Genomic DNA, 19,912 nt, shown 5'->3' with positions numbered 1-19,912 from the left:
GGGCAAACACAGAACACCTGTGGGAGCGGGCTTGCCCGCGATGGCGGTGGATCTGTCAGATAGATGTCGAATCAACTGCCGCCTTCGCGGGCAAGCCCGCTCCCACAGGTTTAGCGTCAACCTCAGGTTTTCTTCGGCGGTGCGGGGTTGGCGTCGAACGTGTGAGGTGGCGCGACTTGCAGGGTTGTGATCGAGCCCTGTTGCGAAAGCGAGTAAGTGACCTTGGAAATAAGCATGTCGCCGTCCACTTCCAGCACCGGATCCTTGACCCGCACCAGTGTGTTATGTCGCCACAAATCGCCGTTCGCTTGCCGCCAGCCTTGCACTTGATAGGTCGTGGTCAGGGCCTTGCCCATGCGGGTGGCGCTTTCCCAGTTGGCCCTTTGCAGGGCCAGTTCGGGCGTGATCTGCATGCCCTCATTGATCACGGTAGTCCGCCGTCGCTTGAAGCCCAGGTCAGTGGAAACCGCCTCGACTTCGCTGACCGCCGCCCCGCTTTTTTTGTCGTTGCCTTTCTGCTGACCAATCACCCGGTATTCGGAGAACACCTGGCTGTAGTCTGTCGGCGCATTGGCCGAGAGAATATTCTTGCCCAACTCCAGCGCTTCACTGGCACGTCCACCGCTGCCCGGCCGTGCAAGCACGACCCGGCCTTGCGCATCGTCGGTGGAAAACACTCGGAACAACGACAGCAACCGGTCGATGGACTGGAAAACCGTCTCGCCGGGCACAATGGTGTGGCTGTCTCGCCGAGCCGTTTCAGGGATTTCACTGACAACATAACCACCGTAGGACGAGACCAGGTCTTGCACGATTCGCAGCAGCGATTGCTGGTGCCACTGGTTGGGTTTGTTGGTCGCGGCACAATCCACCAGGTCCTGGGTCTTTGAGCTGCCTTCGATGCTCAAGCTGATGCGTTGCCCGTCATAGCTGATGGGGGCCTTGAACACATAGCCAGTCAGCACCAGATCACTGCCGATGCGCACTTCGCAGGGTGCGCCGGGTTGAATCCGGCGCACCTCGGTCTGCCCCGGCCATTGCCAGGTTATGTCAAGTTTGAAGGTGCGGAACTGACGCTCCAGGTCCGCCGTGATTTCTACGCTTTTCCAACCGCCATATTCCAGATTGTCGACGGTCAGGGTGACGCGATTATCCAGCTCGTTCATGGTTACTCCCCGGAGATTTTGAGTTCGCGCGGCGGGAGAAAACCCGGGTGGACAATGCCGTTGCGCTGAGTCACTTCCAGGACCCGAGTGGCGTCAGCCACCTGTCTGTAGATCGCAACCAGCGCCGGCAGGCTGTCCTGAAATGTCTTGCTCACCAGCCTGATGCCAGACGATGCAACGGCCTTGAGATGCGCTTTCAACTTCTGGCGCAGATCAGCGGCGGCCTGATAGTGCGCAGGATTGGCCTTGTCCTCGACCAGTTTGATCGCCTCTTCAATTTCTTTCAGCGCCCTTTGCACATCATCAATCACCGGCACCTCCGGGCGAGTAACCGGCTGCTCCACCTGCAGATCCAGCGGTGACGGCGAAACCTTCACCGGCAACGTCGCAATCGGCAACAACGCCACCCATTTGGCGGCCTGTACGACCAGGGCATCCTGCACCAGATTGGTCAGTGCCTGAGCCGCGGCCATGGTGTCTTTGCCGGTAGTCAATTTCGGAGCATCGGCTTTGCGGATCGCTTCGACCTGCTGGGAGACGTTGGCTATCACGCCACGATATCCCTCACGGGCGAAGTCCTTGAGCTCCTTGATGTCGCCGAGCAAAGCCTTGAACTCCGCAGCGACTTCCTTGGGCAATTCCTTCACGGCTTTGACCAGGTCGCTGATCTGGCGGTACTGGTCGATCAACGGTTGCAGCTGTTGCTGGATCACCCCGTAGATGTCCTTGATGCTGTTGCGCAGGTCGGCAATGCCGATCCGCGCCGCCTGGATCAGGCTCATGGCATCTTCGAAGCGTGCCACCGCCGAGCCCAGAAAAGTGTCCGCGGACGCCAGCAACAGTTTCTGTGTACTGACCGCCGCGACCGGAAACGGCACCGGCACATCCGGGTAGAACTTCAGGGCAAACGTCACCAACCCGCCATCCTGGCGGGTGTGGGTCATGTCGCATTCGCCGACCTTGACCTGTAGCCGTCCGAGCCACGGGTGGACCAGTTCGCCAGTGCCCTGCTCCAGCGCCTTGAGCAACTTGTCGCGCTGCTCCAGACAATCGGGGCCGACGATGAACGCCGTCAGATCGTGAACCTTCGCCTGTTGGCCAAGGCCTTCGAAATACGGCAGGTCTCGCTGCGGATACTCGTGCAGCTGGCCTTTTTGGCCGACCGGGGATTTCGCCTGGTCAATCCAGAATCCGACACCTCGAAAGGACGCCGGCATCAAACGGTCACGCCAGCTCATTAGAACCTCCAAGGGACAGTGTGCGGTAGCCGATGCGCGAAGTGAGCGCCAGCGCCGGTTGATTGGTTTGTGGTTGATCGGTGCGCATGCCGGTCGGCGCATTTTCGAAGCGCACGGTCAGGCCGCCTTCGAGTTGCGTGCGGTTGTTGGCGGCGCTTTGCTGGATCAGGGCACTGGAATGTTGTGGGAGATTGCCGGGCAACACTGAGGTCGCTTGCGGGGCCGGCGTGTCCTTGCGAAAGAACGAAGGCGCCAGGCCATTTTTGCTCTCAGCACCGGGCTTGCCATTTTGCTCGGTGACACTGTCGACGTTGCCGGTAATTGTCGCGACAAAACCGGAAAGGTTGCCATCCAGCAACGCTCTGATTGGCTCGATAACAGCCTGAAGTTTCGCCGACAAACCGCTGAACCACCCCAGTAGTGGTTCCCAGTTTGCTGTGAACTGGTCCTTGGGCGACCAACCGAATAACGACTGGAACAGGTCTTTTACTGTCTGAAGCGGGCCAGTCAAGGACGCCCACAAACCGGCAAAGTAACCTTCCACGCCTTCCCAGCAAGTGCGGACCCGTTCCTGCGCCGACCAATCGAACAAGCCTTTGAGAAGGCCCGCCACCGGCGCGCTCACCGCCCAAATGACATCCCATAGCGCGGCAAAAACACCCGCCAACGGTTGCCAGATTTCTTCGATGAGCGCTTTGGGTGACCAGGTGAACATTGACTGAAGTGTTTCCAGCCCCGCAACGACGCGGGCGGTGATGCCGTCAAAGACATGGGTATAGAGACCGACGACCGCGCTCATCGCCTTGTCGATTTGCTCTTTTGGCGACCAGTCAAAGTATGGCCTGAGTGTGTCCAGCCATCCGGTAACCGTGGTGGTGATGCTGATACCGGCTTTGAAGAAAGCCGACTTCACCTCATCCAGTGACTTGCGGATGTAGGCGCCGCCTCTGTCTATGGTGCCGGACATAGAGTCGCCCGCTTCATTCCAGTATTTCTTCACAACCTCACCCGGCTTCCAGTCGAACAGTTCCTTGACCCGGGTAAACGCAGCGTCGGTCTCACTTGAAATGCCTTGCCAGAGTCCGGCGAAAAATCCTGAAATCGGTTGCCAGTTGTTCATTATCAATCGGGCACCGATAACGAGGACCGCGACGACCGCCGCGACAGCAGCGGCAATCAAGCCAATCGGCGAGGTCAGAATGCCCATCACCGTGGCCAGGCCCATCGCGGCCACCGTGACAACGGTGAATGCCACCGCGGCGGCGGCCAACCCTTCCACCAGATAAGGGTTGTTCGCCACAAACTGGCCGATAGAGGTCATCACTGGCGCGAGCGCAGTGACGATGCTGTTGAGGGCCGGCAGCAGTGCCTGGCCGACTTTCAACGAAATGTCATCCAGTGACTTGTTGAATTTGGCGAGGTTGGCGGACGTTTCCCCGAGGTTGACTTTGGGGACTTTGAGCCCTTTTAGACGGCTGGCCTTTTTCGCCAACTCATCCTGAGCCGCGATCGCTTTTTTGATGCCGTCCTGAAACGGCTTCAACAAGCCGCCGCCAGAGATAAATCCAGAGAGATCCAGCGGCTTGAGACCGCTGTCCTCCATGCTCTTTTTAAACGCTGCGACCTTGCCGCGAATGCCCTTGAGCTCGGCGTCCAGCTTCTTGGCGCCCTGCATCACCACGATCATGTCTACCGTGGCCTGGATATTCGTCTGGCTCATGTTTATTTGTGTATTCGCCATCACTGCACCTGCTGCATCGCATTGATCCGTTGCGCGTGCTCCAGCGACTCGCGGAGCACATCCAGTGGCCTGGCCATCATCTGTTCGGGGTCAACCTTCCAGAACCAGGCCAGGTCATAGGCGACGGCGATCAGGTCGGTGATGGCGCCGACGCCGCACTCATGAAAAAACTCGCGACGGCCCAGCTCAGCGCGTTGAGGTCAGCCAGGTCCAGCTGATTGACCGACGACGGCGGGATGCCGGCGCAGACCGCGATGTATTTGGCCGCGACGTCCATGTCCAGGCTCACTTCTTCGCTCTTGTCGATCTTGTACGGCAGCGCCTTGATCGCTCGAACTTCCTGCACCGTCGGACGGCGCAGGTTGAGTTCGGTCAAGGGCTCGCCGTGAGCTTCAATCGCGACCTGAAGTTTCACAGCGCCGCTCATTGCCAAGTCCCCTTGATACCTTCGAATTTCAGTTCGATGGTGGCGTCATCGCCCTTGGATGCCGGCTCTTCCACCAGGTAGGCGCCGGCCAGCACGTAGACTTTGCCGTTGCTGAATTCGCAGGTGACGGTCATGTCGGAACCGGCCACCAGTTGCTTGAGCGGGAAGTCCGCAGTGTGCAGCGCCGTGACTTTGAACGACGGCGCGATGTCGGTTTCCTTGTAGAAGCCGGGTACGACGGTTTCCCGTTTCACCGCCATCAGTGGCGCTTCGCAGCCGCCGTTAATAGTCAGTTGAGCGCCGTCCACTTTGACGTAGCAGGTGCCCGCAATCAGTTGACCCATGGTGTTTCTCCCTTCAAATAAAAAGCCCACGCGCGGTGGGCTGAATTCACACAGTCATTACAGTCAGAGAGCGGCGGCGATCACGCTGCGTCGTCGTACTGCAGACGGAATTGGTTGAGCAGCGCGAACACGCGCAGGCCGTTGATGTAGTCCGGCGGGAACAACACGTTGACCCGGCTCGGGTCCTGCACATCGCGCTCGACGATCAGGTGCTGGGCGAACAGCTCGGCGTTTTCGACGTGGCCTTCCAGTTCGAGCTTGGCGTACTGGGCGATCAGCTCACCGCGAATAGTGCTCGGGGTCACGATCGGCTGGCCGGCGCCGAAACGGGTGCCGTCGGAAGCCAGTTTGTGGCGACCGTACTTGCTGGTGATCACGCTTTGCAGGCGACGCACGATGAATGCCGACTGGTGCATGGTTTCGCTGTCCAGGTAGGAATTGTCGGCCTGGCCGTAGGCGTTTTTCTGGTAGGTGGTGATCGAACGCTGGATGCGCACGTAGCCGCCTTCGTAGTACGCCGTAGCGATACCGTAATTGAGCAGCGACTGACGCTCGGTCAGGGTAAACCGCTCGCTCGCCGGGGCAGGGTCGAGGCCTGGCAGACTACCGCTTTGAGTCGGACGACTGGCATCGGCGGAGATGAACACCGACGTGCGTGCAGCCAGTGCAGCGGCCTGAACCCAGAATGGTTGCGGTACGCCCGGTTCCAGCGCCTGAAGGGTCATATGCTGATCGTTACGCGCCTGGCCGGCGGCAACCAGTGTTCCGATGGTGCCGCGCTTGGCGCTGTAGACGTGACCGAACAATTGCTTGGCCCACGACCAGCGACCGGTGCTGTCATCCATGACGGCTTGCCAGGTGTTGAGGGTCGACAGGTCCGACCACGGCATGCAGATGAACTCGAACGGCTCATCGCCCAGCGCTGCCACGGCGCCAACCTGATCCGGCACACCGGCGCCGCCGGCCATGGCGGTGATTGCCGAAGTCAGGCCGGCGGGCGTTTCTTCGCCATTGCTCTTGCCCAGGCGATTGAATTGCAGGCTGATGTCGTTGCCGCTGTCGCCGGTCCATTTGGCACTCAGGGTCACGACACCTTCCACCGCAGCGGCGGTGACTGGCAAATCGGCGGCTGCGTTGACTTTCAGCGCCAGCGTCGTTGCTGCTTGAGTCGCCGTCGCGCCGTTGACGATGGCTGCTTGAACACGCACGCCGCCCACATAAAGGTTGAGTACTCCGCTTTGGGTGGCCGCGCCAGTCAGGGTCAGTACACCTTTGGCAATGCTGCCTTCTGTGTTGTGCAGTGGCAGACACCAGATCTCGCCGACCGGATCGGTCTTGCGAAACGTCTCGTACATAGAGGCCAGCATCGAGCCTTGGCCACCGATGCTTTTGGCCAGCGCGACGCTGGACACCAGCACCAGTTTGCCGACATCGGCCGGCGCAATGTTGTCGTTGACCTGAGCAACGATCAGACGGCGCATGGCCGACGATGCGCTATTGGCCGCCGAGTTATCCATCTCGGCGTAGAACAGAGGAACACGAATGTCCGTGGGGATGTTGCTGAATCCGATCGCCATTATTTGGCTCCCTGTGGTTTTGCCGCTTTCACGGCTTTGGTAGTGATATCGCCATCGGCCAGACGTCGACGCCACCAGGCGTTGTCCGGCACTTCACGGCCCTCGAGGGGCAACAGATCGCCCGCTTCCGGGTCGGGCACGGCACGGCCTGGGGCCGGCAGCACGGTGATGCGTTTGCTCATGGGGTTACGTCTCCAGAGAAAGTCAGTTCCAGGCGCCCGTCGGGCCCCGGGCGTTTCAGATTGGGGTCCGCCGGGTCAATCGCATCGACCCGCACAGTGACCCCGGTAAAGGACGACAAGCCGTCCAGTTCACGTTCGTGCCAGCTCTCCGCAGGCTGGCCAGGCAGATTGCGGCCGAGCTGGAACTCGGTAAAAAAGCGCAGGCGATACAGCGCACGGCTACTGTTGATGGAAACCAGTTCGCCGCCGTCGTAGGCGATGGCGTCGTAGTCGCTGCCGGGCTTGAAACCCACCAGTGCACGCCATAGTTCGGCCCGCAGGTCGTGTATCAGATCCAGCGCTTTTGTAGCGTCCGTGGTGTCGAGCACCAGGGTTACTTCAAAGCGGTCGCGGATCGGTTGCAGGTTCAGGTGTTGCGCCACGCTCTTGCTCGCCAGATCGGCGATCGGAACGACATAGGCGCAAGGGGTTTGCAGTGGGTTGTTGGCTTGCAGCGTGGTGAGGTCGATGCCTGCGGCCACGCGATTGGCGAGGGTTGGGCAGTGATCACGCAGTTGCGAAATCAGTGGAGTGATCTTCATGGGTTTTCACCGGGCATTAAAAAACCCGCTGAGGGCGGGTTTGATTCAAAGATACTGGCCATGGGAAACCCGCATCCTTGCGGGTCGGATGCCGGTCGGCACCGCTGCTCACCAATCCATTGGACTTGGGTTTCAGTGATCCTGGCGGGTGTCGCGCGGTGGCACTTCGCAAACGCCAATTCGCTTGGCCGCCCAGCGCTCGTAAAGACCGATCGCGACGTCCGCCCCAGCCATCGCCGTCAGGCAGCCAAACGCGCAAGCGGCCCAGATAGACACGCCGGCGGCATACAGCAGCATGATGGCCGAGACTCCGCAGATAACGCAGGCTCCGGAACGCAAGGCCAGGCGCCGCATCAGTGACCAGCCACGGGCACCGTCCTTGTCGGCGCGCCACATTTCGCCGGACACCCCGCCCAACAAGGCGAGCACGATGACCAGCCAGATCGGCATGTCCAGCAACGCTTGTTGCTCGTTTGTCATGTCACGCCTCCCGGGGTGATTGATGAGTGATGTGTGGTTCTTTCAAACGATGTCTTTTGGGGTGTTGACGGTAGGTAGGCATTCCAAAAAGCCCGACGCTATATCGGGCTTTTCAGTAATGCGGTCCTGCTGACTTTTCGGCGCTACTGGCGCGGTACGAGTCCATTCAGATTGTTTTTCCGACCGCGGTCCCTGCCCGCCGGATAACTGCTTCTGGTGCTTTACGCTGCACACCCGGGTCAGTTGCCAACCCTCTGAACCGTTGAGGCCGGTTCATCGCTGCCTTTGTGATGGAACTAAAGAGATTCGTTTCGAGCTGCTTTGTTGAGCGGCTTGAGACAAATAATATGCATGGATGCATATACAGTCAATGCGTTAATGCATTTATTTATGCGCAAGAAATGCATTGACGCATCAACGCCCCGCAAATCAAGGCGCTGACGGTTTGGGCAGGCGAAAAAAAACCCGCTTGGAGGCGGGTTTTATTGCAGAGCGGAAAGGTTAACGGGCGTACATGCCCCACCAGAAGACGTGACCGAGGATGACGATTTGCTCTTCCTGGACTTCCTGGAAGGTGTAGTCCTCATCCGGATGTTCATCGCGATTGAAGCTGCGCAGGCGAATACCCGTCGGCAAGCGATAAAGCTGTTTCACCCGCAACTGGCCATTGTGATTGATGGCGTACAGGTCGCCATCAATGATGTCGCCAATCCCGCACTTGCCGGCATTCACCCCGACAGTGGCGCCATCGCGCAGCACCGGCAACATGCTGTTGCCGCGCACCGTCACACATTTGGCCTGGTCGAACTGCACACCGTTATGGCGCAAGCTGCGTTTGCCGAAGCGCAGGCTAGAGCGCTCGCTCTCTTCTATGACGAATCTTCCTGATCCCGCAGCCAATTCAACCTCGCGAAGAAAGGGAACCGACACCTCGTCATCATCGACGGGCGTATCGTCGTCCCACAGACTTATGTCCTTGAGTTCGGAATGCAATTGATCGCGCCCGGCATTGGCGGTGGCAGCGACATCTGCGCGCCCCCGCAACTGGTCGGTGCTCACGGCGAAGTACTCGGCGATTTTCGAAATGTGTTTATCCGAAGGATCGACGATCTTCCCGCTGAGGATTCGCGAGAGAGTGGATTGAGGCACGCCGGTGCGACGGTGAAGCTCCGTGGGGGAGATCCCGTGCTGATCGAGCAGCGCTCTTAGGACGGTAGAAACATTGCGTTTTTGCATAACCGGCATAGTGCTTGATCTTTTTTCGGGAGGCAAATGCTGATTTGCATAAATCGTGCACAAACCGCAGAAATGTGCAGGGGGCTTTCATGCCTGCGTCGGGCAGAGCGCTCATGTTAACCTTGCGCCCATCGCGGAAAAGCCGGGCCGATGTCCCTCCTTTGCCCTACACCTTTCAACGAATTTGCCTGATATCCGATGAATAAAGCACTGTCCGATCTGTCCTCCCACACGCCAATGATGCAGCAATACTGGCGCCTGAAAAACCAGCACCCCGACCAGCTGATGTTCTACCGCATGGGCGACTTCTACGAGATCTTCTATGAAGACGCGAAGAAGGCCGCCAAGTTGCTGGACATCACCCTGACGGCCCGTGGGCAATCGGCCGGTCAGGCGATTCCGATGTGTGGGATTCCTTACCACGCCGCCGAAGGTTACCTGGCGAAACTGGTCAAGCTCGGCGAGTCGGTGGTGATTTGTGAGCAGGTCGGCGATCCGGCGACCAGCAAAGGGCCGGTGGATCGTCAGGTGGTGCGGATCATCACGCCGGGGACGGTCAGCGATGAAGCCCTGCTGGATGAGCGTCGGGACAACCTGATCGCGGCGGTGCTGGGTGATGAGCGTCTGTTCGGCTTGGCCGTGCTGGACATCACCAGCGGCAACTTCACCGTGCTGGAAATCAAAGGCTGGGAAAACCTGCTGGCGGAACTGGAGCGGGTCAATCCAGTGGAGCTGATGATTCCGGATGACTGGCCAAAGGACCTGCCGGCGGAAAAACGTCGTGGAGTTCGTCGCTGTGCGCCGTGGGATTTCGAGCGCGACTCGGCGCTGAAAAGTCTTTGCCAGCAGTTCTCCACCCAGGATTTGAAAGGCTTCGGTTGCGAGAACCTGACTTTGGCCATCGGCGCCGCCGGTTGCCTGCTCAGCTACGCCAAGGAAACCCAGCGCACCGCCCTGCCGCACTTGCGCAGCCTGCGCCATGAGCGCCTGGACGACACCGTGGTGCTGGATGGCGCGAGCCGTCGCAACCTGGAGCTGGACACTAACCTGGCGGGCGGGCGCGACAACACGCTGCAATCGGTCGTCGATCGTTGCCAGACGGCCATGGGCAGCCGCCTGCTGACCCGCTGGCTGAACCGTCCGCTGCGCGATCTCACCGTATTGCTGGCGCGCCAGTCTTCGATTACCTGCCTGCTCGACGGTTACCGTTTCGAAAAACTGCAACCGCAGCTCAAGGAAATCGGCGACATCGAGCGAATTCTGGCGCGGATCGGCCTGCGCAATGCCCGCCCTCGTGACCTGGCACGCCTGCGCGATGCGCTCGGTGCGCTGCCAGAATTGCAAGTGGCGATGACCGAGCTGGAAGCGCCGCACATCATTCAACTGGCGAAGATCACCAGCACCTACCCGGAACTGGCGGCGCTGTTGGAAAAAGCCATCATCGACAACCCGCCGGCGGTGATCCGTGACGGCGGCGTGTTGAAGACCGGTTACGACAGCGAACTCGACGATCTGCAATCGCTGAGTGAAAACGCCGGGCAGTTCCTGATCGATCTGGAAGCACGCGAGAAGGCGCGCACCGGTCTGTCGCACCTGAAGGTCGGCTACAACCGCATTCACGGCTACTTCATCGAGTTGCCAAGCAAGCAAGCGGAGTCGGCACCGGCCGATTACATCCGCCGCCAGACGCTCAAAGGTGCCGAGCGCTTCATCACGCCGGAACTGAAGGCGTTCGAGGACAAGGCGTTGTCGGCCAAGAGCCGTGCCCTGGCCCGCGAGAAGATGCTGTACGAAGCGCTGCTCGAAGACCTGATCGCCCAGTTGCCACCTTTGCAAGATACCGCCGCGGCCCTGGCCGAGCTGGACGTGCTGAGCAACCTGGCCGAGCGCGCACTGAACCTCGACCTGAACTGCCCGCGCTTCGTTGACGAGCCGTGCATGCGCATCACCCAGGGTCGCCACCCGGTAGTCGAGCAAGTGCTGACCACGCCGTTCGTGGCCAACGACCTGAGCCTCGACGACAACACGCGCATGCTGGTGATCACCGGTCCGAACATGGGCGGTAAATCCACCTACATGCGCCAGACCGCTTTGATCGTGCTGTTGGCGCACATCGGCAGCTTCGTGCCGGCGGCCAGTTGCGAATTGTCGCTGGTGGACCGGATCTTCACCCGGATCGGCTCCAGCGATGACCTGGCGGGCGGGCGCTCGACCTTCATGGTCGAAATGAGCGAAACCGCAAACATTCTGCACAACGCCACCGAACGCAGCCTGGTGTTGATGGACGAAGTCGGCCGCGGCACCAGCACCTTCGATGGTCTGTCCCTGGCCTGGGCCGCCGCCGAACGCCTGGCCCATCTGCGGGCGTATACGCTGTTCGCCACCCACTACTTCGAGCTGACGGTGCTACCCGAAGCGCAACCGCTGGTGGCCAACGTTCACCTCAATGCCACCGAGCACAACGAGCGCATCGTGTTCCTGCACCACGTGCTGCCCGGGCCTGCCAGCCAGAGCTACGGCCTGGCGGTTGCACAGTTGGCCGGCGTGCCAAGCGAAGTGATCGTGCGTGCTCGCGAGCATCTGGGTCGGCTGGAAGCGACTGCCCTGCCCCATGAAGTTCCGAAACCGGCCAAAGGCAAACCGGCCGCGCCACAGCAGAGCGATATGTTCGCCAGCCTGCCGCATCCGGTGCTGGATGAACTGGCCAAACTGGATCTGGACGACATGACACCGCGTCGCGCGCTAGAAATGCTCTATACACTAAAGACACGGATCTAACGCACTTGCCTGCAAGCTGTTAGAATCTCGCGCGGTTTGGGATGCTGCAGGCTAATAGCCTGGCCTGCAGACTATCGCTCCCAAACCTGGCGACCCCAACGTGAAGGGGCTCCGCTGCCGCCGCCTGAGGAGAGAATTAGAAATGACCTTCGTCGTCACCGACAACTGCATCAAGTGCAAGTACACCGACTGCGTAGAAGTCTGTCCGGTGGACTGCTTTTACGAAGGCCCGAATTTCCTGGTGATTCACCCGGATGAGTGCATCGACTGCGCATTGTGCGAACCAGAATGCCCTGCCGTGGCCATCTTCTCTGAAGATGAAGTACCGGCCGGTATGGAACACTTCATTCAGCTGAACGTTGAGCTGGCTGAAATCTGGCCAAACATTACTGAGCGCAAAGACCCATTGCCCGATTCCGCTGCTTGGGATGGCAAGCCAGGCAAGATCGAACACCTCGAACGCTGATTTCTCCCGCGTTCTTGAAAAGGCCCCTCGTGGGCCTTTTTGCTTTTTTGCAGGCAAAAAAAAGGGGCGGTTTGACCCGCCCACATTTTTTCCCTATTCCCTGTGTTCCTTTTCATCGTCCTGATGAATCGCTCCCTGCGATGTCCTTCCCCTCATCCTTGAAGGGTGTGTCTGTCCGTCGACACAGTTCAGATACTAGAGAATTCCCCGCCGAGAGCAATCGACCAAAATCATCGAAGCTGTTTGTCATATGCTTTAAACATTAAATAATATTGATAAAAATCATATGGATAGCGATTACACCGAAAGAACATGGATGACTGCCACACTGTAAAAATAACGAACACTTACGAAAGAGTAAGCCAAGACTTACAGCGCAAGACTACAAAGCCGAGTCGATTGCCACCTCATATCCCAGGCAATAAAAAACCCCGAACCAGTCGGGGTTTCGATGCCACACAAGCTCATCGCCTATTGAAACAGCGACTCACTCGACAGGCCGTTCTTCTCGAGAATCTCCCGAAGACGTTTCAGGCCTTCCACCTGAATCTGTCTGACCCGTTCCCGGGTCAGGCCGATTTCAAGGCCTACATCTTCAAGCGTGCTGCTCTCGTGGCCGCGCAAGCCGAAGCGTCGGACCACCACTTCGCGTTGCTTGTCGGTCAGCTCCGAAAGCCATTGATCGATGCTCTGGGACAGGTCGTCATCCTGCAACAGCTCACATGGATCGGTTGGTCGGTCATCCGTAAGGGTGTCCAGCAGGGTTTTATCCGAATCCGGACCCAGCGAGACGTCGACCGAAGAAACCCGCTCGTTCAAGCCGAGCATGCGCTTGACCTCTGCCACTGGTTTTTCCAGCAGGTTGGCGATTTCTTCGGGTGAGGGTTCGTGATCGAGTTTTTGAGTCAGCTCCCGTGCAGCCCGCAGGTACACGTTGAGCTCTTTGACCACATGGATCGGCAACCGGATGGTCCGGGTCTGATTCATGATTGCGCGCTCGATGGTCTGACGAATCCACCAGGTAGCGTAAGTCGAAAAGCGGAAGCCGCGCTCAGGGTCGAATTTCTCCACTGCCCGGATCAGCCCGAGGTTGCCCTCTTCGATCAGGTCCAGCAGCGACAGCCCACGATTGACGTAGCGTCGGGCGATTTTCACCACCAGCCGCAGGTTGCTTTCAATCATGCGCTTGCGCCCGGCCGGATCGCCACTTTGCGACAAGCGCGCAAAATGAACTTCTTCTTCCGGGGAGAGCAATGGGGAAAAGCCGATTTCATTGAGGTACAGCTGCGTGGCATCGAGTGCCCGCGTGTAATCGATGTACTTGTGTTGCTTTAACGAAGCGGAGTGTTTGGATTTGGCACGAACGGAAGGTGGAGCAGCCCCTTCATCATTCGACATCGAATCCGTACCGATGCCGGTCTCCATCAGGAGAACCTCATCGTCGATGTCAAACTCCGGCACTTCTTTACTGAGAGCCATTGTTATAGTCCTTTGGTGAGTTCGACCTCAAGCTCAAGCGGCGCCTTTATCCTTGGCAACGCTGGAGCCTGTTCCCTCTACGTGACGGAACAGGCTGGCTAACAAATCAACGACGTGGCAGGAATTGCAGCGGATCTACAGGCTTACCTTGTCGGCGAATCTCAAAATGCAATTTCACCCGGTCTGTACCCGTTGACCCCATTTCGGCAATTGTCTGTCCGACCTTGACCTGCTGCCCCTCCCGAACCAAAAGCCTGCGGTTATGTCCGTAGGCACTGACGTAGGTATCGCTGTGTTTGATGATGACTAATTCGCCGTAGCCCCTTAAGCCACTCCCGGCGTATACCACCGTCCCATCAGACGCAGCTAAAACAGGCTGTCCCAAATCTCCGGCGATATCAATTCCTTTATTCAAACTACCGTTTGAGGAGAACTTTCCAATCAGAATGCCATTAGATGGCCATCCCCAGCCGGTCGGGGCCGGGCCGGCAGGAGGCATCGGAGCAGGGGCCGTCTTGTTGGCGACGGACGGTGCAACGACCGCTGTGCTGGTAGTTGCGCCATTCGGCTGGCGTCGGATTACCGTGGTTTTCAGCGACGACGAAGGCGTTGAATCGGTAGCACTGGCCATCGGTGCCGGGGTTGAACCGGTGCGACCGTCGAAGCGAATTGTCTGACCCGGATGGATCGTATACGGCGTAGGAATGTTGTTCCGTGCGGCGAGGGCTTTGTAGTCCCAGCCGTAGCGAAAAGCGATCGAGAACAACGTGTCTTTTGGTCGAACGACGTACTGACCCGTGGTCACCGCCGGACGCTGGGCAACACCTTTGTTGCGATCGACGACGCGCACGTCACTCGTTTTGGAACTGGAGCAACCGACCAGCAAGGTGCTCAAGACGAGGCCAGTCACCAGGCGCTGAAAGCTCTTTGTACCCATACGCTGCGCAATGACTGTGAGACTCACCCGCCGCTCCCTTTGTGGTGGCTGAAATTGTGGATTGCCGTGTTCCGGCACGAAATGTCGCAAGTATAACGGGCCGGACAGGCTTTACCTTTAATGAAGCGAAATCGCTTCGCGCACACGTTTGCTGCCCGCCGATGAATCCCGTTTAACCCATCGATGCCGCTGTAAGACCCGGGCAATCGAAGAGAATTCAGCGCGCCTGAACAAATGCTCAGGCGAGTGGCCCGTTGAGCAGTGGCACGAAGCGCACCGACCCCAGAACACGACGGGAAAAGCCGTGTTCTTCGCGGATGATCAGCATCAGTTGCTGCACCTCACCGGAGCCGACAGGAATCACCAGTCGCCCGCCTGGCGCCAACTGATCGAGCAGCGCCTGAGGGACATCGGTGGCCACTGCAGTGACGATAATGCCGTTGTACGGCGCCAGCGCCGGCCAGCCTTCCCAACCATCGCCCCAGCGAAACACCACGTTGCGCAGGTTCAGCTCCACCAGGCGTTCCTTGGCCCGGTCCTGCAAAACCTTGATGCGTTCCACGGAGAACACCCGCTCAACCAGCTGCGACAGTACCGCCGTCTGGTAGCCCGAGCCGGTGCCGATTTCCATCACCTTGTCCAAGGGACCGGCCTCCAGCAGCAACTCGCTCATGCGCGCCACCATATAAGGCTGGGAGATGGTCTGGTTGTGCCCGATCGGCAGCGCCGTGTCTTCGTAGGCGCGATGAGCCAGCGCTTCGTCGACGAACAGGTGACGCGGTGTACGGCGGATGACTTCCAGCACCTTGGCGTTGGAAACCCCTTCCTCATACAGGCGTTGAATCAGGCGCTCGCGGGTTCGTTGCGAGGTCATCCCGATGCCGCGACGCAGAATATCGTCTTGTTCACGAGCCATTAGCGCAGCCCCTCCAACCAGCCATCGAGACTTCTGAAGGCATCATTGAAGGTGCGATCCAGTTGCAGCGGGGTAATCGACACATAGCCCTGCATCACCGCGTGGAAATCGGTGCCCGGGCCGCCATCTTCGGCATCCCCGGCGGCGGCGATCCAGTAACCGGATTTGCCGCGCGGGTCGACCACTTTCATCGGTGCCGCCGCACGTGCGCGGTGCCCGAGGCGGGTCAGCTGAATGCCGCGAATGTGGTCCAGCGGCAAATTGGGAATGTTCACGTTCAATACCGTGCGCGGTGGCAGGTCGAGGTCAGCATGGGCCTCGACCAGTTTGCGCGCAAAGTAAGCGGCTGTGGGAAGGTTCTCCACTTGCCGTGAGACCAACGAAAAGGCGAACGAAGGACGCTCGAGGAAACGTCCCTCAAGGGCTGCCGCGACAGTGCCGGAATACAGCACGTCGTCCCCCAGGTTGGCGCCCAGGTTGATGCCGGAAACCACCATGTCCGGTTCGCGCTCCAACAAGCCGTTAAGGCCCAGGTGCACGCAATCGGTGGGTGTGCCGTTCAGGCTGATAAAGCCATTGGCCAGGGTTTGCGGGTGCAACGGACGGTCGAGCGTCAGCGAGCTGCTGGCGCCGCTTTTGTCCTGGTCCGGGGCGATAACCACGCATTCGGTGTAATCCGCCAGCGCAGCATAAAGCGCGGCGAGACCGGGTGCGGTTACCCCATCGTCGTTAGAAATCAGAATACGCATGGGCTGTCCGTCTGCCCCACCGGCACCAGATCAACAAGCTCGCGCACCAATACGGTGGCAAAGCATCCGGCCGGGAGGACGAATTCCAGTTGCAGAATGTCAGGCTCGGGATAATGCCACGTCAACCCACCAATGGGCAGCCGCAGGATGCGACGTTCGTGGCTCATTCCGGCGTTAATCAACCAATCGCGCAGATCCGCTTCGCGCGCGGCGATTGCCTGCTCCAGTACATGGACAGCGCCGGTCGCCGGCGAGTCACCTTCGCCCCACTGCGGGCCGGTCGGGTGCAAGTCGAGAATCGCCAGGCGCGGGTCGCTGCACTCGGCTTCGCCTGCCGGAAAAAAACTGCGGCTGTCGGTGAAGGCCAGCAGATCGCCGACCTGGGCTTTCTGCCAGGTGCCATCGGCGACACGCGCCGCCAGCACCTGATTGAACAGAAAACTGCGGGCGGTGGAAAGCAGCCGCGAACGCACGTTGCGTTGCTCCGGCAATGCCTTGCGCGCGGCCCAACCTCGTGCGTCGACCACGTTCCCGCCATCAAAGCCGAAACGCTGTGTACCGAAATAATTGGGAATACCTTGTTTGGCGATCAGTTGCAGCCGCTCTTCAATCGCGGCTTTGTCGCCGGCGAATTGCGTCAGGCGCAAGGTGAAGCCGTTGGCCGAGTGAGCGCCGCGTTGCAGCTTGCGCTTGTGCCGACCGGTCTTGAGGATTTTCAGCGTGTCGTTTTCCGCCGCCGACAAATCAGGATCTGCCTTGCCCGGCAACTGCACGCTGAACCACTGGCGAGTCAACGCCTGACGATCCTTGAGGCCCGCGTAACTGACGGTGCGCAATGGCACGCCCGCTGCCTTGGCAATCCGCCGTGCCGCTTCTTCGGTGTTCAGGCCACGCTTTTCCACCCAGATCCACAAGTGTTCGCCATCGCCGCTGAGGGGGATGTCGAGGACTTCATCGACTTGGAAATCTTCCGCCGTGGCTTTTAGAACCGCCGTGCCGAGGGCTTCGCCATAGGCTCGCGGGCCGAGCAATTGCAATTCGTTCATGCGCGCAGCAACAAGGCAACGGAATGCACGGCAATGCCTTCTTCGCGACCGACAAAGCCAAGCTTCTCGGTGGTGGTAGCTTTCACGTTCACTTGATCCAACTCAACTTGAAGATCCGCGGCAATCAGCGCGCGCATCGATTCGATATGCGGAGCCATTTTAGGCGCCTGGGCGACGATGGTGTTATCGACGTTGCCGACTTTCCAGCCCTTGGCGTGGATCAGTGCGACGACGTGACGCAACAGCACTCGGCTGTCAGCGCCCTTGAAGGTCGGGTCGGTGTCCGGGAAGTGCTTGCCGATATCACCCAGCGCAGCGGCGCCGAGCAAGGCATCGCTCAAGGCGTGCAGCAGGACGTCACCGTCGGAGTGAGCGAGCAGCCCGAAGCCGTGTGCGATACGCACGCCGCCCAGAGTAATGAAATCGCCTTCAGCGAAACGGTGCACATCATAGCCGTGGCCAATACGCATAAAAAAACGCCCCGATTTTTGTCAGGGCGTGATTCTACCTGCATTAGGCGCCTAGGGCGCGTGCGTGATGCTGCAAGTGTTCATCAATGAAGCTGGCGATGAAGAAATAGCTGTGGTCGTAGCCCGGTTGCAGGCGCAACGTCAGCGGATGACCGGCCAGTTTGGCGGCCTGTTGCAAGGCTTCAGGCTTGAGCTGAGTGGCCAGGAAATCATCGCGATCACCTTGATCCACCAGCAGTGGCAGCTTCTCGTCTGCCTCGGCGATCAGGGCGCACGCATCCCACTCGCGCCACTTCGAACGGTCTTCGCCCAGGTAACGGGAAAAGGCTTTCTGACCCCACGGGCAATCCATCGGATTGTTGATCGGCGAGAACGCCGACACCGACTGATATCGCCCCGGATTGCGCAAGGCGCAAACCAGCGCACCGTGGCCGCCCATGGAGTGACCGCTGATGCCGCGCTTGTCCGACGCCGGGAAATGAGCCTCAACCAATGCCGGCAATTCCTGCACGACATAGTCATGCATCCGATAGTGGCGCGACCACGGTTCCTGCGTGGCATTCAGATAGAACCCGGCGCCGAGACCGAAGTCCCAGGCACCGTCCGGATCGCCCGGCACATCAGGGCCGCGCGGGCTGGTGTCCGGCGCGACGATGATCAACCCCAACTCGGCAGCCATGCGCATTGCGCCGGCCTTGTGCATGAAGTTCTCATCGGTGCAGGTCAGGCCGGACAACCAGTACAGCACCGGCAACTTGCCGCCCTGCTCCGCTTGCGGCGGCAGGTACACGGCGAACACCATGTCGCAGCCGAGCACATCGGAGCGGTGCCTGTAGCGTTTGTGCCAGCCGCCGAAGCTTTTCTGGCAGGAGATATTTTCCAGGCTCATGACCGACCTCAGAAATGGATGACGCTACGGATGCTTTTGCCTTCGTGCATCAGGTCGAAAGCCTTGTTGATGTCTTCCAGGCCCATGGTGTGGGTGATGAACGTATCCAGCGGAATTTCGCCGGTTTCGGCCATCTCGACGTAGCTAGGCAACTCGGTACGACCGCGCACGCCGCCGAACGCCGAACCGCGCCAGACGCGACCGGTGACCAGTTGGAATGGACGGGTAGAGATTTCCTGACCGGCACCGGCAACACCGATGATTACCGACTCGCCCCACCCCTTGTGGCAGCACTCAAGTGCGGCGCGCATCAATTGCACATTGCCGATGCACTCGAAGGAAAAGTCGACGCCGCCGTCGGTCATGTCGACGATGACTTCCTGGATCGGACGGTCGAAATCTTTCGGGTTCACACAATCGGTTGCACCCAACTGCTTGGCGATTTCAAATTTGGCCGGGTTGATGTCGATGGCGATGATGCGACCAGCCTTGGCCTTGACCGCACCGATGATGGCTGACAAACCGATGCCGCCGAGACCGAAAATGGCCACGGTGTCACCCGGTTTTACCTTGGCGGTATTGAGCACAGCGCCGATGCCGGTGGTAACACCGCAACCCAGCAGGCAGACTTTTTCCAGGGGCGCTTCTTTCGCGATCTTGGCGACGGAGATTTCCGGCAACACGGTGTACTCGGAGAACGTCGAGGTCCCCATGTAGTGGAAAATCGGCTGGCCCTTGTAGGAAAAACGCGAAGTGCCATCCGGCATCAGGCCTTTGCCTTGAGTCGCGCGAATCGCCTGGCACAAGTTGGTTTTGCCCGACAGGCAGAATTTGCACTGACGGCATTCCGGGGTGTACAGCGGGATCACATGATCGCCGACAGCGACAGAGGTCACGCCCTCGCCGATCGCCTCAACCACCGCGCCACCTTCGTGACCGAGGATCGACGGGAAGATGCCTTCCGGGTCAGCGCCCGACAGGGTGTAGGCATCGGTATGACAAACACCGGAGGCCACCACACGCAACAACACTTCACCGGCCTTGGGCATGGCGACATCGACTTCGACGATCTCGAGGGGTTTCTTGGCCTCGAAGGCAACGGCAGCGCGCGACTTGATCATGTGGATTCTCCAGTGAATAAAAATGAGACAGGGAGTGTAATACAGCACCTTACGAGGAATAATCCGGACAAAAGCAAAACATTATTGCC

Annotated in this window: 20 protein-coding genes; 2 read left to right on the top strand and 18 right to left on the bottom strand. The window is 59.4% G+C overall.

Annotated elements, in window-relative coordinates; genetic code table 11:
* Positions 1-122: 122 nt before the first annotated feature.
* The 10 genes from ACA049_RS05920 to ACA049_RS05875 all read right to left on the bottom strand — a co-directional run bounded on the left by ACA049_RS05920 (position 123) and on the right by ACA049_RS05875 (position 8,972).
* Complete coding sequence (locus ACA049_RS05920; RefSeq protein WP_497333849.1) at positions 123-1,166, bottom strand: phage baseplate assembly protein; 1,044 nt, start codon at positions 1,164-1,166, stop codon at positions 123-125.
* A 2-nt stretch (positions 1,167-1,168) separates the two neighbouring features.
* Positions 1,169-2,404 (bottom strand): DNA circularization protein, encoded by a 1,236-nt coding sequence (locus tag ACA049_RS05915; protein WP_497333847.1) that lies wholly within the window; start codon positions 2,402-2,404, stop codon positions 1,169-1,171.
* The gene (locus ACA049_RS05910) at positions 2,391-4,145 is read right to left on the bottom strand and encodes a phage tail family protein (protein WP_497333845.1); all 1,755 of its coding nucleotides are present in this window, start codon (positions 4,143-4,145) and stop codon (positions 2,391-2,393) included. The genes ACA049_RS05915 and ACA049_RS05910 overlap by 14 nt, the downstream gene beginning before the upstream one ends.
* A gap of 130 nt (positions 4,146-4,275) precedes the next feature.
* Positions 4,276-4,572 (bottom strand): phage tail assembly protein, encoded by a 297-nt coding sequence (locus ACA049_RS05905; RefSeq protein WP_109628233.1) that lies wholly within the window; start codon positions 4,570-4,572, stop codon positions 4,276-4,278.
* A complete protein-coding gene (locus tag ACA049_RS05900) occupies positions 4,569-4,916 on the bottom strand; it encodes a phage tail tube protein (protein ID WP_109628232.1) in 348 nt (115 codons plus the stop codon). Before ACA049_RS05900 ends, ACA049_RS05905 begins: the two co-directional genes overlap by 4 nt.
* Positions 4,917-4,996: 80 nt before the next feature.
* Positions 4,997-6,493, bottom strand: coding sequence for a phage tail sheath subtilisin-like domain-containing protein (locus ACA049_RS05895; protein ID WP_497333842.1), 1,497 nt, complete (start codon positions 6,491-6,493; stop codon positions 4,997-4,999).
* The gene (locus ACA049_RS05890; RefSeq protein WP_003198311.1) at positions 6,493-6,675 is read right to left on the bottom strand and encodes a DUF2635 domain-containing protein; all 183 of its coding nucleotides are present in this window, start codon (positions 6,673-6,675) and stop codon (positions 6,493-6,495) included. Before ACA049_RS05890 ends, ACA049_RS05895 begins: the two co-directional genes overlap by 1 nt.
* Positions 6,672-7,256 (bottom strand): phage tail terminator protein, encoded by a 585-nt coding sequence (locus ACA049_RS05885; RefSeq protein ID WP_497333840.1) that lies wholly within the window; start codon positions 7,254-7,256, stop codon positions 6,672-6,674. The genes ACA049_RS05890 and ACA049_RS05885 overlap by 4 nt, the downstream gene beginning before the upstream one ends.
* A gap of 132 nt (positions 7,257-7,388) precedes the next feature.
* Positions 7,389-7,736 (bottom strand): phage holin family protein, encoded by a 348-nt coding sequence (locus tag ACA049_RS05880; protein ID WP_497333838.1) that lies wholly within the window; start codon positions 7,734-7,736, stop codon positions 7,389-7,391.
* Between the two features lie 501 nt (positions 7,737-8,237).
* Entirely contained in the window at positions 8,238-8,972 is a 735-nt protein-coding gene (locus ACA049_RS05875; protein ID WP_102594303.1) for an XRE family transcriptional regulator, read from the bottom strand.
* 210 nt (positions 8,973-9,182) lie between these two features.
* Between ACA049_RS05875 and mutS the strand changes: the two genes are divergently transcribed.
* Both mutS and fdxA read left to right on the top strand, forming a co-directional pair.
* Positions 9,183-11,750 (top strand): DNA mismatch repair protein MutS, encoded by a 2,568-nt coding sequence (gene mutS / locus ACA049_RS05870; protein WP_497336778.1) that lies wholly within the window; start codon positions 9,183-9,185, stop codon positions 11,748-11,750.
* Positions 11,751-11,892: 142 nt separating this feature from the next.
* Positions 11,893-12,216, top strand: a complete 324-nt coding sequence (gene fdxA / locus ACA049_RS05865) for a ferredoxin FdxA (RefSeq protein ID WP_497333836.1) — start codon at positions 11,893-11,895, stop codon at positions 12,214-12,216.
* A gap of 471 nt (positions 12,217-12,687) precedes the next feature.
* Here fdxA and rpoS read toward each other — a convergent pair whose 3' ends face one another.
* The 8 genes from rpoS to ACA049_RS05825 all read right to left on the bottom strand — a co-directional run bounded on the left by rpoS (position 12,688) and on the right by ACA049_RS05825 (position 19,823).
* Complete coding sequence (gene rpoS / locus ACA049_RS05860) at positions 12,688-13,695, bottom strand: RNA polymerase sigma factor RpoS (protein ID WP_056856224.1); 1,008 nt, start codon at positions 13,693-13,695, stop codon at positions 12,688-12,690.
* Between the two features lie 106 nt (positions 13,696-13,801).
* Positions 13,802-14,659, bottom strand: coding sequence for a peptidoglycan DD-metalloendopeptidase family protein (locus ACA049_RS05855; protein WP_497333834.1), 858 nt, complete (start codon positions 14,657-14,659; stop codon positions 13,802-13,804).
* A 211-nt stretch (positions 14,660-14,870) separates the two neighbouring features.
* Positions 14,871-15,506 carry a protein-L-isoaspartate(D-aspartate) O-methyltransferase gene (locus ACA049_RS05850; protein ID WP_170948756.1) on the bottom strand — a complete coding sequence of 212 codons (636 nt, stop codon included), beginning with the start codon at positions 15,504-15,506 and terminating at the stop codon, positions 14,871-14,873.
* A gap of 41 nt (positions 15,507-15,547) precedes the next feature.
* On the bottom strand, positions 15,548-16,297 hold the full coding sequence (surE, locus tag ACA049_RS05845; protein WP_131059177.1) for a 5'/3'-nucleotidase SurE: 750 nt from the start codon (positions 16,295-16,297) through the stop codon (positions 15,548-15,550).
* A complete protein-coding gene (gene truD / locus ACA049_RS05840) occupies positions 16,285-17,343 on the bottom strand; it encodes a tRNA pseudouridine(13) synthase TruD (protein WP_497333832.1) in 1,059 nt (352 codons plus the stop codon). The genes surE and truD overlap by 13 nt, the downstream gene beginning before the upstream one ends.
* A complete protein-coding gene (ispF, locus tag ACA049_RS05835) occupies positions 17,340-17,813 on the bottom strand; it encodes a 2-C-methyl-D-erythritol 2,4-cyclodiphosphate synthase (RefSeq protein WP_010462780.1) in 474 nt (157 codons plus the stop codon). The genes truD and ispF overlap by 4 nt, the downstream gene beginning before the upstream one ends.
* Before the next feature lie 43 nt (positions 17,814-17,856).
* Positions 17,857-18,702 carry an S-formylglutathione hydrolase gene (gene fghA, locus ACA049_RS05830; RefSeq protein WP_497333830.1) on the bottom strand — a complete coding sequence of 282 codons (846 nt, stop codon included), beginning with the start codon at positions 18,700-18,702 and terminating at the stop codon, positions 17,857-17,859.
* An 8-nt stretch (positions 18,703-18,710) separates the two neighbouring features.
* Entirely contained in the window at positions 18,711-19,823 is a 1,113-nt protein-coding gene (locus tag ACA049_RS05825; protein ID WP_497333828.1) for an S-(hydroxymethyl)glutathione dehydrogenase/class III alcohol dehydrogenase, read from the bottom strand.
* Positions 19,824-19,912: the final 89 nt, after the last annotated feature.

Source organism: Pseudomonas sp. LBUM1662, assembly GCF_059695915.1.
Note: the sequence above shows the minus strand (reverse complement) of the source record. Positions and strands in the feature narration are given on the sequence as shown.